General features: G+C 43.8%; 20 protein-coding genes. 13 read left to right on the top strand and 7 right to left on the bottom strand.

The features are described 5' to 3' along the window. Positions 1-67: 67 nt before the first annotated feature. Genes L4D05_RS02705 through L4D05_RS02690 form a run of 4 tightly spaced genes read right to left on the bottom strand, consistent with a single transcriptional unit; the run spans position 68 to position 1,006 of the window. Positions 68-301 carry a hypothetical protein gene (locus tag L4D05_RS02705; protein WP_428792959.1) on the bottom strand — a complete coding sequence of 78 codons (234 nt, stop codon included), beginning with the start codon at positions 299-301 and terminating at the stop codon, positions 68-70. Further along, a complete protein-coding gene (locus tag L4D05_RS02700) occupies positions 301-459 on the bottom strand; it encodes a hypothetical protein (protein ID WP_428792958.1) in 159 nt (52 codons plus the stop codon). The genes L4D05_RS02705 and L4D05_RS02700 overlap by 1 nt, the downstream gene beginning before the upstream one ends. Positions 460-503: 44 nt before the next feature. Continuing rightward, complete coding sequence (locus tag L4D05_RS02695) at positions 504-758, bottom strand: Txe/YoeB family addiction module toxin (RefSeq protein ID WP_428792957.1); 255 nt, start codon at positions 756-758, stop codon at positions 504-506. Next, on the bottom strand, positions 755-1,006 hold the full coding sequence (locus L4D05_RS02690; RefSeq protein WP_428792956.1) for a type II toxin-antitoxin system Phd/YefM family antitoxin: 252 nt from the start codon (positions 1,004-1,006) through the stop codon (positions 755-757). Before L4D05_RS02690 ends, L4D05_RS02695 begins: the two co-directional genes overlap by 4 nt. Positions 1,007-1,418: 412 nt before the next feature. Between L4D05_RS02690 and L4D05_RS02685 the strand changes: the two genes are divergently transcribed. The 13 genes from L4D05_RS02685 (at position 1,419) to L4D05_RS02625 (ending at position 11,592) form a co-directional block, all read left to right on the top strand. Further along, on the top strand, positions 1,419-2,651 hold the full coding sequence (locus L4D05_RS02685; RefSeq protein WP_428792955.1) for an NAD(P)/FAD-dependent oxidoreductase: 1,233 nt from the start codon (positions 1,419-1,421) through the stop codon (positions 2,649-2,651). A gap of 72 nt (positions 2,652-2,723) precedes the next feature. Next, the gene (locus tag L4D05_RS02680; RefSeq protein ID WP_428792954.1) at positions 2,724-4,004 is read left to right on the top strand and encodes a dicarboxylate/amino acid:cation symporter; all 1,281 of its coding nucleotides are present in this window, start codon (positions 2,724-2,726) and stop codon (positions 4,002-4,004) included. A gap of 395 nt (positions 4,005-4,399) precedes the next feature. Then, positions 4,400-4,798, top strand: coding sequence for a YgiW/YdeI family stress tolerance OB fold protein (locus L4D05_RS02675; RefSeq protein WP_428792953.1), 399 nt, complete (start codon positions 4,400-4,402; stop codon positions 4,796-4,798). A 295-nt stretch (positions 4,799-5,093) separates the two neighbouring features. Continuing rightward, positions 5,094-6,497, top strand: a complete 1,404-nt coding sequence (locus L4D05_RS02670) for a methyl-accepting chemotaxis protein (protein WP_428792952.1) — start codon at positions 5,094-5,096, stop codon at positions 6,495-6,497. Between the two features lie 321 nt (positions 6,498-6,818). Then, positions 6,819-8,306, top strand: a complete 1,488-nt coding sequence (locus L4D05_RS02665; protein WP_428792951.1) for a helix-turn-helix domain-containing protein — start codon at positions 6,819-6,821, stop codon at positions 8,304-8,306. Positions 8,307-8,428: 122 nt separating this feature from the next. Continuing rightward, a complete protein-coding gene (locus L4D05_RS02660) occupies positions 8,429-8,695 on the top strand; it encodes a RebB family R body protein (protein WP_428750638.1) in 267 nt (88 codons plus the stop codon). A gap of 33 nt (positions 8,696-8,728) precedes the next feature. Further along, on the top strand, positions 8,729-8,995 hold the full coding sequence (locus L4D05_RS02655; RefSeq protein WP_428750637.1) for a RebB family R body protein: 267 nt from the start codon (positions 8,729-8,731) through the stop codon (positions 8,993-8,995). A gap of 97 nt (positions 8,996-9,092) precedes the next feature. After that, positions 9,093-9,359, top strand: coding sequence for a RebB family R body protein (locus L4D05_RS02650; protein WP_428750636.1), 267 nt, complete (start codon positions 9,093-9,095; stop codon positions 9,357-9,359). Between the two features lie 52 nt (positions 9,360-9,411). Continuing rightward, positions 9,412-9,681 carry a RebB family R body protein gene (locus L4D05_RS02645; protein ID WP_428750634.1) on the top strand — a complete coding sequence of 90 codons (270 nt, stop codon included), beginning with the start codon at positions 9,412-9,414 and terminating at the stop codon, positions 9,679-9,681. Between the two features lie 191 nt (positions 9,682-9,872). Then, the gene (locus L4D05_RS02640) at positions 9,873-10,139 is read left to right on the top strand and encodes a RebB family R body protein (protein WP_428792950.1); all 267 of its coding nucleotides are present in this window, start codon (positions 9,873-9,875) and stop codon (positions 10,137-10,139) included. 190 nt (positions 10,140-10,329) lie between these two features. Further along, entirely contained in the window at positions 10,330-10,614 is a 285-nt protein-coding gene (locus L4D05_RS02635; protein WP_428750632.1) for a hypothetical protein, read from the top strand. An 18-nt stretch (positions 10,615-10,632) separates the two neighbouring features. Further along, on the top strand, positions 10,633-11,223 hold the full coding sequence (locus tag L4D05_RS02630; RefSeq protein WP_428792949.1) for a RebB family R body protein: 591 nt from the start codon (positions 10,633-10,635) through the stop codon (positions 11,221-11,223). Positions 11,224-11,250: 27 nt separating this feature from the next. Continuing rightward, a complete protein-coding gene (locus L4D05_RS02625; RefSeq protein ID WP_428792948.1) occupies positions 11,251-11,592 on the top strand; it encodes a hypothetical protein in 342 nt (113 codons plus the stop codon). 193 nt (positions 11,593-11,785) lie between these two features. Here the strand turns inward: L4D05_RS02625 and L4D05_RS02620 are convergent, their stop codons facing one another. The 3 genes from L4D05_RS02620 to L4D05_RS02610 all read right to left on the bottom strand — a co-directional run bounded on the left by L4D05_RS02620 (position 11,786) and on the right by L4D05_RS02610 (position 14,724). Beyond that, a complete protein-coding gene (locus tag L4D05_RS02620) occupies positions 11,786-13,342 on the bottom strand; it encodes an ATP-binding protein (RefSeq protein WP_428792947.1) in 1,557 nt (518 codons plus the stop codon). 129 nt (positions 13,343-13,471) lie between these two features. Further along, positions 13,472-14,197 carry a glycoside hydrolase family 25 protein gene (locus L4D05_RS02615; RefSeq protein ID WP_428792946.1) on the bottom strand — a complete coding sequence of 242 codons (726 nt, stop codon included), beginning with the start codon at positions 14,195-14,197 and terminating at the stop codon, positions 13,472-13,474. A gap of 80 nt (positions 14,198-14,277) precedes the next feature. Beyond that, positions 14,278-14,724, bottom strand: coding sequence for a hypothetical protein (locus tag L4D05_RS02610; protein WP_428792945.1), 447 nt, complete (start codon positions 14,722-14,724; stop codon positions 14,278-14,280). Positions 14,725-14,843: the final 119 nt, after the last annotated feature.

The raw sequence follows: 14,843 nt of genomic DNA, 5'->3' as shown, positions 1-14,843 counted from the left end.
ATTAAGCACGCAACAAAGATACATAACGGCACTCTAGCGTACATTTCTTCACTATCGACATTACTCATCACTTCTCCCATATAGTCTCAACACCATCGCAATCATAGACCGCTCGTTTTGGTAGGCCATCACGGTAATGAACCATAGTTCTAAGTTCACAATGTTGGTGTGCTGTATCAAAGCGTTCGAACCTACTTAGAATACGGCCATCTCTAAAACTAGTTGCACCCCAAACAATCAGCAGGCCACCAAAGACGGTAGCTACAGAAAGTACAATTACCTTCTTAACTTCACTATCCATTACTGCTTCCTCATTAATCTCATGGCCTCTTGAGGAGAATAGCCTTCCTCTTCAATCAAGCGAACAACCTCGTTCTGTATCTCAATTGGTGGAATGTCCTTAACCATTTCATTCAGCTTCAACATTACGTCTTCAGCATCTAGTTTCAAATCACACATAATCTACCCAAAAGAAAACCACCTTCAGGTGGTTTTCTTTACCTTTAATAATGATAACGCAGCTGGACAATGGTAAGTGTATCGTCAGTAAACTTGTAAACCATTCTATGCTCTAGGTTTATACGTCTAGACCAGTATCCAGTAAGGTTATGCTTTAACGCTTCTGGACTGCCCTCACCTTCGGTTGGTGTACGTCTAGTTGCCTTAATTAGCTTGCGGATCTTCTTGGTTATCTTCTTATCATTGTCGAGCCAGTATTCGAAGTCTTCCCAAGCCAGTTCGGTAAACTTAACAATCAACCTAGGTCTACCTCTCGTTCTTTAGCCTCACCACGTTCTGCTTGAGCAATCGATTCCATTAAGCGACTAGCATTGTTGGTACTAGACATTAAATGAATCGTCTCTTGCCATCCATTGAAGTCGGATTCAGACATAAGAACCATGTTCTCAGCACCTTTGCGGCTTACAACTGTCGGCTTGCTGTCCTTGGCCGTTCTTTCAAAAATAGACTTCAGATTCGTTCTAAAATCTGTGAAGTTAACAATCATGCCACCCTCCCGTACTTAAGTAAGTACAGATATAATACACATGTACTTATACAAGTACAAGAAAAGCCAACCGAAGATGGCTTAGCAATTTCGTACCTTAATATTGGCGAACTAAACCCCAAAGAAGAAACCCAGAATTTGATGTATTTGATGAATTTGTTGAAGAATTCAAAACTTCCGAACCAACAAGATACTCGATATCCTCCATTTTTCAGGCTGGGCTATGATCTTTTCCTTTCTCTTTCAACCATTATTACAGCTGTGTAATAGTCATTTTTAAATTAGCGGGATTATCAATGTAAACCGTTCCAATACAATAGCGCCATTCCGTTTGCACTGAAGATTTAACCTTCACCGCAAACCCTATTTTTAGCAACGTATATCACGATTGCTTGGGCTATTGGAGCACATCATGTCAAAAATCGTAGTCGTCGGTGGCGGTGCAGCCGGCCTTGAATTAGTGACCCGCCTTGGAAGAAGTTTTGGCCGTCATGGGCAGCATGACGTCGTTCTGATCGAACCTGCAAGCCATCACTATTGGAAGCCTCGTCTACACGAGATTGCCGCTGGCACTTTTGATTCCGAGCTCGATGCGGTTAGCTATTTACAACATGGCTATTGTAATCAATATCAAACCATCCAGGCATCAATGAGCCGTCTTGATCGCCAACGCAAAGAAATTGAAGTTCGTGACGCTCAAGGGCAAACCTCAATGGTCAATTACGACTATTTAGTGATTGCGGTCGGTGCCGTCAGTAATGACTTTAAAACCGAAGGCGTGAGTGAGCACTGCTTATTTCTCGACTCTGCGCAGCAAGCACAACAAGCATGGGAACAAATTAATCCTCTGCTGCGTGCACAGGGTGAACACCACATCTCTATTGTGGGTGCTGGCGCGACAGGTGTGGAACTTGCAGCAGAGCTTGCTAAGGTCAATGAAAAGCTTAATCGCTACCGCCACGACGCCAACTTAAAGGTAACACTTATTGAAGCCTCTGAGCGAATTCTCCCAGCAGGCCCTGCTTGCATGTCTGAGAACGTTCATAACGCTCTGGTAAAAAACGGTGTAGAAATCAAAACCAACACCCGAGTAAAACGAGCGGAGAGTGGCAAGTTGATCACAGCGAACGGAGAAGTCATTAATGCAAACTTGCAGTTATGGGCAGCAGGCATTAAGTGCGCATCGTGGCTGGCTCAGCTTGATGGACTAGAAACCAATCGCCTCAATCAGTTAAAAGTGAATGCGGCCTTAACGACAACAGTAGACGACAGCATTTTTGTCATTGGCGACAGTGCAGAATGCCCACAACCCGACGGCAGCTTTGTACCACCAAGAGCACAAGCAGCAAATCAAGCCGCTGGGCACTTAGCGACACAGATAAAACGCATGCTAAAAGGAAAAGAGATGAAACCGTTTGTATTTAATGACGGTGGCATGGTGATTGCGGTTGGTCACAACTATGCCGTGGGTAGCTTGATGAACAACAAACTCATTTTGCGCGGTCGCTTAGTTCGCAACCTATACGACACCATCTTCCGACTTCATCAACGCATTCTCTTTGGTTGGGGACGAGTCACCGCTCTGGTTGTGCTAAAGCGATTGAAAGGCACACTCAACCCTTTTTACAAAAATAACATTTCTTAATTTGTTACTCATGAACTAACGAAGAGAAGACACACGCTTCTCTTCTTTCCTTGCTATGTTGGAACGACCATTATGTGGATGACGCTTCGCCAATCTTTACCTCTGCAGCTACTACTCTCTGCTGCGGCCGCTTGGGCTCTCGCTAGCTTACTGCCCTTGCCTAATGAAATTGCTCAGCAAAGTTGGTATCAACTGATTATGCTCGGTAAAACCACCTACCTTGGACTATTAAAAATGGTCGTTGGTATCGTTGTTATGCTGTCCTTATTGCAAGGTATTACCAGCATTGGCTCAACCATGCGACTAAAGAAAATTGGCCGTTCCACGCTACTGTTCTATAGTTTCACGTCGTTCATTGCCGTTAGCTTAGGTCTTGGTGCATCACTCATGCTGCCTGCTTGGCAGCCATTAGCAACACCAGTTCCACTTAATGACAGTGTGCAACTGATCAGCTCAGAAGCCACGACTGGCGGCGCCATAGCAGCAAAACTATTAAGCATGGCATTAGTGAACCCTGTCGCGGCGCTTGCTCAAGGGAACTTGCTGGCTATTGTCGTTTTCTCGTTTATGTTGGGCGTGGCGCTGCTGGCCTCTTTACCTGAAAAGCACTCACTAATTGAAACGCTTGCTGGATTGAACAAAGGCATTAATACCATTGTAAGTGCGATTATTCGTTTGGCGCCCGTTGCCGTATTTTCAATCGTGTTTGAATTCACGGTTAATGGCAATAATGCTCTATTTCATCAGCTAGCTCTGTTTGCTTTACTCGTTTTTACCTTAACTGTCGTTCATGGCGCAATCGTACTGCCAAGCATTGCCAAATTCATCACTGGTATTAGCTACCGTCGTTTGTTCCGTGCGATATCCGCGCCTATGGCTATGGCGTTTGCCACGTCATCAAGCTCAGCGACGCTACCCTTATCGATGCAAACGGCAGAACAGGAGCTGAGTGTTTCTCAAAGTACTAGCAGCATGGTATTGCCTCTCGGTGCGGTAATGAATATGGATGGAACCGCTCTATTTGAAGGGGTGGCGGCTATTTTCTTAGCGCAACTGTTTGGCGTTGATTTAACCACGACGGGCCTAGTGATGATTTTCATTATGGCGATGGTTTCCTCCATTGGTGCACCTGGTATGCCATCAGGGTCCATGTCTGGTATGCAGATGGTATTGCTTGCGGCAGGCATCCCGTTGGAGGCCATTGCGATACTGCTTATCATTGAACGTCCGCTTGACACCTTTAGAACCGCAGTAAACGTTGAGGGCGATTTGATTGCATCACTTGTCATCGACAAATGGCAGCAAGAGCAACCAGCCTCTATCAAAGTCGCAGGTAAACAGTGCCTAAATTAGTCACGTTAATACGTGCTATTTCTTATAAGTATATTGCTAATATCGGGTTGTAGGCTTCGGCCTACACCCGTGCTTTGATAACAGACAAGATGGATACCAATACTAAGGGAAGCCTTGTCCCTACTAGCATCACAACAGCATAAAGATAGATTGGAGGTTGACGAATAAGCCCAAAAACTTCTGTTTTTGCATGCTAGTTTCAATCTGCCTTTTTAGCAGCTTATTTTGCAAATATAGACGTTGTGTATGAAAGGAGATATTTGCAAAATGAGCCGATATGTTTCAACTATCAGTGCATGGCATTTTCAGTACACTGATCTATATTAGAATCTGTGATAGCTCACATTTAATTATGAAGTCGTGATTGACTCACTTTTAGTTCATGGGGAAAAAAAATGAAAAAAACATCTCTCATTCTACTTTCATCAATACTTCTTTCTACTTCTGTCCTTGCTTCTGAAGGGGCTATCAACAAAGAAGCCATGCAAACAACCACAGGCGGATTTCAAGGCCCATCTGAAAATGACACATTAAGTAGTGTCGAAGAAGTCATGAATGCCGGATGGTTAACTGATGGCAACAAAGTGACCCTAGTCGGCCATATCGTTAAATCGATGGGAAATGACGTTTATACCTTCCAAGACAGTACCGGTCAGATGCCGATTGAAATCGAAGCGGATGAATGGGGCGGCCAAACCGTTACCCCAAAAGACAAGGTTAAAATCTACGGTGAAATCGAGAAAAATGACAGCGATGTGGCAGTTGAAGCAGATTCAGTGCACATCCTAAAATAACCAACCCATCATCCTAATAAGCTCTACATGCCATGCTTAATGTACTATCACCAAAGCATGGCATCATTTCATGCTCACTGCTCACTGCTCACTGCTCACCACTGCTTAGTAATGCGATTCTCTACTCTCTACCAGCGTAACCGCCGACAAAACAAACAGACTTTGTGAACATCAATCATCCCATCACACACAACGTGACAACGATCACACAAAGACTCTAAAACCAATACGCTTTACATGGATAATGTGCCCCAAGCACCTCCTGCTATTCATACAAGACCTAAAGAGTAACGTCATGAAAGAAATCGCATTCCGCTGGATTGATAAGTATTTGATCAACGTAACGATCAGAGAGAACTTTCTCATTCTTTTTTTTGCACCAGTCCTTACCATTCTTATCATCAGTTCAACGCTAATCAGTGCATCAGACAGTCAGCTGCAACGCTTACAGCAGCAAAACATGAACACCGTCGCGAGCCTCATCGTAGAATCTGAACTGTCGGAAAATGACGTCCGTCGTATACTTTCAGGCAGTCACATACAAATTGGTCACTACAGTACTGAGAGTATCTCAGTACCCGGCGCTACATACAGCCTGACAAGTGCTGAACAACCAAGCTTGCTTTCATCACTCACCATCACACATATCAGCGTCATTTTAGTTTCGTGCCTCTTTATTGCGCTGTGCCTCTACTACATCATGACCTTTATGGGTGGCGCGCTCTACAATATTTACGACGCTGTTTTGCGCCTTGCTGATGGCGATTTGTCCTATCGAATTGGTCATGCGCCTGCACGTAATGATTTCAACTTAATCGCAAGAACCGTGGATCGCGTCTCTACTCGTGAGCAGCAGCTAGTCAAAGCGACGCAAGAAGCCATTGCTCTAGTTCAACAGATTAGCTCCGACCTACGCCAGCGTAGCCAAGCGAACCAACAACTCACTCACGACCAACAAGAAAGAATTGACTCATTGGCCAGTGCTACCGAACAGATGGCCGGCTCCATTCGTGAAGTGGCTAGTCATGCACAAGGCACCTCCAGCCAAACGAACCAAGCAACCAAAGCGACCGCTCAGGGGCTGGATAACGTCAGCCAAACATTACATGCAATTAACCAATTAGGCTCAGAAATTAACAGCGCAGCTGAAGCCGTAGCCGAGTTAGACAGTAACACCACGCAAATTGATGATGTTGTCACCACCATCAATGCTATTTCTGAACAAACCAATTTACTGGCATTAAACGCGGCTATTGAAGCGGCACGCGCAGGCGAGCAAGGCCGAGGTTTTGCGGTAGTTGCCGATGAAGTCCGCACCCTAGCTGGCAGAACGCAAACCGCGACCGTCGAAATTAAGAAGATGATTGAGGCGCTGCAAACCAACAGCCAAGGTTTAATGACCGTCATGCACCAAACGGTGAACAACGCAGAGTCCAGCGAGCAACTCATGAACTCGGTTAACAATGATATCAACCACATCGCAGAGCAAAACCAATACATCTCCGATCGAAGCATTGAAATTGCCGCCGCTGCCGAAGAGCAAGGTGTTGTCGCTGACAATATTGCCTCAGATGTCGAGCAAGTTCGCGCCCAATCACAACGAGTCGCTGATATGGTGACGCACTCAAACAATGAGATACAACGCTTAAATCAGCAAGCCGATGCGCTTGAAGCGCTTATGGTGGGGCTTAAAGTCTAGCGAGTCAACGGCATACCCACCCCAAACGAGGGTATGCCGTTTTACTATTAACCGCTATCTTGATTATAACTTCCATGCTCTTGCTATCAGTACTTCATGTGACATGATTTACAACCTCTTCATTCTTTCCTGAACACACCCCACTCCAATTTCGAGTCAGATCACAGCCCATCCCATTCCCGCCTAAACGGATCAGCCTATCTTCTGCAATATCGTGAGATCTAACCTAATAATCGTAAAATCCGCCAATATTCATCAGCAAAAGCAATGTTAAATTAAATGCATATATAAATCATAAAACGTCATTTATGAGGCAAACGGATGAACATGTATGAAAGGATTTCTAAGCGTAACAATTATAATAATTCTGTTCTCGCTGACATAATAAATAGCTCTGAGTTAGGTCGACACATCAAACATATTCAATTTGATTTTGATAATCGTAACATACCTAATCTACCTAAAAAATCAAAACACAATAACCACATAGAATATAATGACTCAAAAAACCCAAATAGCCACCAACCCAATGTTGGTAATTACACCATATACAGCTCAACACCACTATCAAGCGAAGAAAAAAACAAAGTAAATAAAAAAATAAAATCGTTGGCAGAGCAATATTTTGTACAATCAAAATATAACGATAACTTCAAGCACCCTCCTTCTTTGATCGGTGTTAGTCACATATCGCAAAACATACACGAATTAATTATAAAATCATCAACATCAGAGGCACCGGTATTTATTCATGGCGCTACTGGTACGGAAAAGCTATCTGTCGCCAGCAATATCCACTTTTCCAGTAAGCGGCAACACCTTCCTTTTATCGAGGTCAACTGCTTAACGATAAAAGATAAATTTGATGATGAAATTTCCTATCTCGCTCGTACGGTTAAAGATGGAACGATATACCTTAGTGAAATAGACTACTTAACATCTTCTCAACAGAATAAACTCCTTTCTCTTTTGTTACAACAAACCAATGGCATTTGGAAGGACACGAGATTAAGTCATAACATTAGAATTATATCTTCCTCTTCCACAGCTTTAATCGACCTTATTCAAACCTCTGATTTCAACCCGTTTTTGGCAAAGAGGCTCGATTTTCTCACGATAGACTTGCCCCGCCTGAATGAAAGGCGTGAAGATATCCCAACGATCATTCAATCTATCCTCCTTAACGGCAGCTTAACCGACGGGAAAAACGTCACAATCACACCTTGCGGTATGAGCTATCTTCGTAGCTTTGATTGGGAGGGTGATAATGACCAACTTCACAAATCCATTATTAAAATTGTGACATTCAGGAAAAGTAATACCATCGATATTGAAGACATCAAAGCTGTCTTGAAACGAACTGAGACCTACCATTTTTCCAATCAAACCATCATAAATAAATGCTCGATAATACATTACATCTTCAATAAAGAGTTTGACCGTTTTAAACACCTACACCCAAGTGTACAGAATGCAATTCTATATTTATCCGATAATTTCAATAGCGATATCACTCTCCATGAGCTAGCCAGCCATTCATATGTTAGCGCATCTCACCTTTCGTATTTGTTACGAGACAGCCTAAATAGGACTTTCAAACAAATTCTAATCGAATTAAGAATAGAATCAGCCAAAAAGTTATTTAGTGATAATCCACAACTCAATGTAACGCAAGTATGCCTAGACTCCGGATTTAATGACTTAAGTAACTTCGAGAAAACATTCAAAAAATACACATTATTAACACCCAGGCAATACAGAAAAGAATGTAGAGAAAAAACCAATTACAAACTACGAATGGTTATTTAGTCCGAAAAACGAATACATTGCTCCAAGAATAAAATAAACGGAGAGACAACAATATCAGCATGAATAAACAAACCTATTTATTTAGTAACACAAGAAAACTTACAACAACGAAAGGGAAAACAATGCCAAATACTGTCAACTCTGCGATCACTGACTCAGTCACACAAGTTAATACGCTTGTTGTTGGGGAAGCTCCAGCCACTGCAACGGGAAACCTGATGATGGCAACAAGCCAAGCGATTGCAACGTCAGGTCAAAACTTAGTGACCGGGCAACAACAAGCGAACGTCATGTGGCAATCCGCCACCGTTCAAGGCGTTAACGCATTACTCAATACTGGCGAGGCCGTCACTGGCACCGTTAGTGGACAAATTATCAACCGAGGTTAACCCCTCATCAATCACACCTAAAAAGGAAACATCATGCCTCAATATGTTAACTCACAAATCACTGACTCGGTGACACAAGTCAACACTAAAGTCATAGGCGATGCGCCAGCAACTGCAATGGGAAATCTAATGTTGGCAACTAGTCAAGCCCTAGCAGTTAGTGGCCAAAACTTAACGACAGGTCAACAACAAGCCAATGTCATGTGGCAAGCCGCGACAGTGCAAGGGGTCAATGCTTTACTCAATACTGGCGAAGCAGTAACTGGTGCAGTAACAGGCCAAATTATTAGCCGCGGGTAAACGTTAAATACAATCGATATTCATCTAAATAACCAAAATGGTCGTAAACGACACATATTCGTCAACAAAAATCGACCCACTTAAAAAGGAAATAGCTATGCCAGATCAAGTTAACGGTGCCATCACGGATTCAGTCACTCAAGTGAACACAAAAGTACTAGGGGATACTCCTGCAACGGCAATGGGCAATTTAATGCTGTCAACAAGCCAAGCGCTTGCAGTTAGCGCTCAAAACCTAACCACAGGTCAACAACAAGCAAACGTTATGTGGCAAGCCGCCACGGTACAAGGTGTCAACGCATTACTAAATACAGGTGAAGCGGTTACGGGTACGGTCACTGGTCAGATCATTAGCCGCGGCTAGTTTCAGTACGCAACATTATTAACTCAACAACCATAAGTAAGAGGGAACTCATATGTCAATTGATACCGTAAATGGTGCAATCACGGATTCTGTTACACAGGTCAACACTAAAGTGTTAGGCGACACGCCAGCAACCGCTATGGGCAACTTGATGATGTCCACAAGCCAAGCCCTCGCAGTCAGTGGCCAAAACCTTACAACAGGCCAACAACAAGCGAATGTGATGTGGCAAGCGGCTACCGTTCAAGGGGTGAACGCCCTGTTAAACACAGGTGAAGCTGTGACAGGCAAAGTGTCAGAGAACATCATCGCAACAAGATAGAACAAGAGCGATGGCATGGCTGTTTTCAGCACGCTTATCGCACACTAACCAATTGAAACAACCCATCAACGGCGCGCAAGTGCGGTGAAGCCGAGGTTCATTATAAACGCGAAACCACGTGATTATACCGACCAATGTTCAGCCCACTTCAGCGTGTCATTGAAAACATAAAACACAAAGAGGACACCACTATGGTAGCAACCGTCGATCCTGCAATTACGGACTCTGTAACACAAGTCAACACAAAAGTACTAGGCGACACTCCAGCAACGGCAATGGGCAACCTGATGATGGCCACAAGCCAAGCGTTGGCAGTCAGTGGACAAAATCTAGTCACAGGCCAACAACAAGCAAATGTGATGTGGCAAGCCGCCACGGTTCAAGGGGTAAATGCACTCCTCAATACGGGTGAAGCCGTGACGGGTGTGGTATCAGAGAACATTATTGCGCGCCGATAAGCACCGGCTATGAACAAAAATAACCTTAGCTAACCACTAGCTAAGCATTACAGCACAGAACGTTGAGCTCTGTGCTGTAACCTCTCAACCCACACATTGTCACCACAACGGTATGTTCTGCGCACATGGGTCACGAGAAGTAGGTTCACAAGACTGGAAATTTACGGCGAATTAGTTAAGGAGCGACAACATGAATTCACTCATTGCAAAAAAATCGAAGAATAAAACACAAGATATCGCAGACAAATCCATAGCCCAATCAGGGGCACTCGCAGTGCAAGATGCAGCCAATAACATGCGGGATATGAACACCTTACTGTCGACTGCCTCTGGGGTCGCATTGGCAAATTACATTGAAACGGGTGACCCAAGCTATCTCGATGCTCTCAAACAATTAAATGAGCAAGCAAAAGCGGCGAAAGGAAACTTTATCGACTTGTACAGCAGCGTAACTAAAACAGAGAAAAAACTGTAACGTATAGGAGTAATACCCATGTTTAATGAAGAAAAACTGGCAGCAAAGGCCATAGAAGGCGGCCTTCATGCGGTGACAGGCGGAGGTGAAAGCAGCAAAGAAAACACATCATCGAAGCTGGAAAACTCAGAAGAGTATTCCGAGGCCATGGTAGACACGATATTCGCCGATACGCTATCGCGAGGCATGCAGAATGCCATTACTTCCCAGCAAAATGCCCAAATGGCGTCTTCGACTTCCATCACAAGCGCTTGTGGTCGAATCTTAAATGCGCAAGCAGCATCTAAAAAAAAGCCCACACCAATCAAAAAAACAACAGCTGAAAATGTTGGTACTACCGCAAGCAACGCACCACGCAAAGAGTCAGGACCAATAAAAGCAAACGTCACCCCTATCAATTCAGCACCTTCTGAAAAACTAGCAACACAATTATCGAATACAGACGATACTGGTATTACCGCAAATCCAAACGATCGTCCAGTCTCTAAACATCATGCTGCGAATGGCAAAAATACAAAAATAGACAAAGCCAAACTCGCCACCGGTCTTATGTTTGCCACGTCCCTAGGGCTGATGACAGCCACTGGGGTACTTTATTTTTTCAGCTAACACACCTTCAACCATCAAGGATTTGTCATGACTCAAGCATCGAACCAGCCATCAAACCCAGAATCAAGCCAACCATTATCGATCCAACAACACGAAACGGGGCCCCTTCCCCCTTCCCAATCAGAAAGTGAACGCCACGCGCAACGAATTCATAGCGCCCAAGGTCTGCAGTCAACGCAGAGCGACCATCCCCAAAGTGATGGCGGGTGGCTTCAGTTGCAAACCCAATTGTCACAAGTCACGGACGACATTCAAGAAGAGCTCGATAGCGTCACTCAAACGTTAAACCAACAGCTTCAATCTACTATGACTGAACTTAATAAAGTGCACGCCACGTTGTCTAAAGTGAATGCCAATCTTAAAGACTAATCATATCTTTGCCCTTTAAAAGCCCCCTGGTTGCCCACTTTGCAATCAGGTTTTTTCCTCTCTAAGATTCGTTTCTGCATATTTTGTTCGTTCCTCCGCACCGAAGCTAACACCTTACAGGGATAACAAAGACCCGAATAAGTTTCAGGCCGAGTTACAAACACGATATTTTATTAACTGGGTTAACAAGCTATTATTTAAACAAATCACTGTGTGGGTCGTCTGATACTACATGACCCGATGCGAACGCTTCTAGCTCGCGCGTTATTCCATATTCCAAGTCCTGAAGATGGATATCGTAACGCACCTTCGCGCCAACCACTCCAGAATCGGATTGATGAACACGGCGTATGGACTGCATGGAAGCGTACCGAATCACATTCATAATATTTGCTCCTGACAACGTGTACTTATTTGCCAGTGTCGGCAAATCAATGCTCTCCTCTAATTGGGCGAAATCGGAGAATCCATTGCGCCACAATGCCAGTCGTTCCGGTTCGTCAGGAAGTGGGAAGTAAACCATAGATTCGAAACGGCGATAAAAGGCGTCATCTAAATTATCTTTTAAATTAGACGCTAAAATAGCGACACCATTAAACGCTTCGATACGTTGAAGTAAATAAGCGACATTTTGATTGGCAAATTGGTCATTCGCCGTATTGGCTTGGTTTCGCTTTCCAAACAAGGCATCGGCTTCATCAAACAACAAAATCCACTGCTTGTTTTCTGCCATGGAGAATACTTTTTCCAAGTTCTTCTCTGTCTCACCAATGTATTTTGACACCACCAGCGAGATATCAACACGATATACATCGCGCCCCGTTACGTGGCCAAGCAAACACGCCGTCAGTGTTTTTCCTGTACCAGGAGGGCCAAAAAATAATGCGCGATAACCTGGACGGATTTTTCCTTTAAAGCCCCATTGCGACGCAAGCCTGTCTCCATACGCAATATAGTCTTGAATTTCCTCAACCTGCTTCAATACTTTAGTCGGTAGGACGAGTTGGTCCCAATCGACATCAACATCGATATACCTTGCAGGAAACGAATCACTACACTCTGGGCGAAATGGCGTGGCAGTGGTAAATCGTTGCAGGGCTTCATCTGACAAACGTAAAGGAGCTTGCATCACACCAAGTGAGGATTCGACATTGAGTTCAATGACACCACGTAACGCTTGCAAATCAGGCGTGGTTGAGCGATTGTCATTTTGCAGCCCTTCCAAAAACAGCTGTATTTGAAAACGGCCAATGAGATCGCTACCCCCTAGCAAAAAGGCTAGTGTCTCTCCTGTTGGGTAGGCTCGTTCATGGTGCATGACCACACCAAATTCACTGAACGGCAAACCAGTATTATCATTTCTTAGCAACAACATCTCTAGCAAAGCAGGACGAATATCACTCGCGACCGATAACGCCAATGCCATTCGAGCCAACGTGGATAGCCGGCTTTTCGCAATAAAGTCACTGTACGCACCCTTTTGCTGGGATTGATTAAATGCAGGCATGGCAGGTAAACAAACTGAATTGGCCGCACCATCGCGATACGCAGGATCGGCACTAAAAGACGTAGACCCTTGGCGGTTATCCACTGCCTCAAAATAAGCATGAAGGCGGGTATGAATGATCGATTCGCAACACGCCATTTCTTGCGTTAAATCCAACGCGTTTCCAAGTAATAACGGCGGTCCTAACACTTGTGTTTGGTCAAGAGAGTCGTTAGAAGAATAATCAAAAGAATAGTTTCGCATGTCAGTCCTTTTATTTCGTCCTTACGATAGAGCAACATCGACGTAAATAGTCCACGCAATAAAAAAGGCCAGATGACAACGATCACCTAGCCTTTCGTATGCAAAATCACTATCGAAATCATGGGCTCATTAATGGGTCAGGTGGGTACTTTTAATGAAGGCTTTTAGCTCTTTTTTACTGCCCTTAAACTGGTCTAAATCCACATCACCGTCTATACCAGCCACCTCACCGGTTTGTGAGTATTGCCAAATCGTCCAACCTTGAGATTGCCACGGCTTGGGTAAAGTCTTGACTACGTCACTGTACTCTGCGATCCATAATGGGTAGTCCCTCAAGCGCGGGTCGGATAAATATTGCTGAGCAAAATCCAAGTCTGAGTAAATCATTGGGCGACGCTTCGTCGCCTTTTCAACGGTGGTTAACCATTGTAGTAACCCTGTTACTATCGCATCGGTGTCCTTTTCTCCAGTTACCTCCACATCCACAATAGGGGGCAAGTCTTTGGGTTGGAACGTCCCCACTACTTTTAAATAATTGTTAGCCTGTTTAACAGGATCATCTTGTGGGTAAAAAAAATGATACGCTCCTCTTATTAAGCTTTGCTCCTTCATTCCATTCCAATTAACGTTAAAGTCAGGGTCGATATAACTGACACCACCCGATGCTTTCGCTATCGAGAACTTGATGTCGTCTGTATCAACGGATTTCCAGATGATTTTCCCTTGATAATGGGAAACATCAATCCCCTTAATAATTCCAGAATGAATGTTAACTCCGTGATGAATAACCTTAAAAATCACACCACTTATAATTAAAAGAAAAACCGACAGCACTAACTTATAATTTATTCTCATTCGTAACTCTCTAATTAATGACGATACACTCGCATTAATTTACGAATAAAAACCAAGGTAAACTTGTTTAAACAAACGATTTATACTGTCTTTTTTATGACTTTTAATTCATCGATCGTTAAAACGATGACTAGTTCCTTCTCTCGAAGCTCAATAACTCTACGATCATATTCATCCATCATGATATTCACGATCCATAACGCTATCGCCCCTGCCCCTATATGCGCAAATTTGAGTTGCTTAATATCAGGAAACTGAGCTTGCAACCCTTCAACGGCAATCGCGACAACCAAACCGCCTAATGTACCCAGTACACTGGCGTAGTTATTGTAAAAGGCTCGCGCTCGCTCCATGGTTTCACGGGCGTCTTGGGCGTTCACCAGTTCTACGTCATCAACGCCATTCTCAAGTAAGTCATAGGCGTCGATGACATCTTTTCTATTGGGTTGGGAGAAGCCGGGTAAATAAGAAAGCATAATAGCTGCCCATATTGGGATCTTAAATCTTGTCGTTTTTTTCATTTTCAATGCGTGTACTATCCTTATTAATGTTAAACTCTAAATCCTGTAACTATGATATTTAAAATAGTTACCACTATAATTAATATAGCTATACTTCATGCCAACAAACATCACCCAACCAATAC

It is taken from the genome of Vibrio nomapromontoriensis (assembly GCF_050337205.1).
GTDB classification, from domain to species: Bacteria; Pseudomonadota; Gammaproteobacteria; order Enterobacterales; family Vibrionaceae; genus Vibrio; species Vibrio nomapromontoriensis.
Note: the sequence above shows the minus strand (reverse complement) of the source record. Positions and strands in the feature narration are given on the sequence as shown.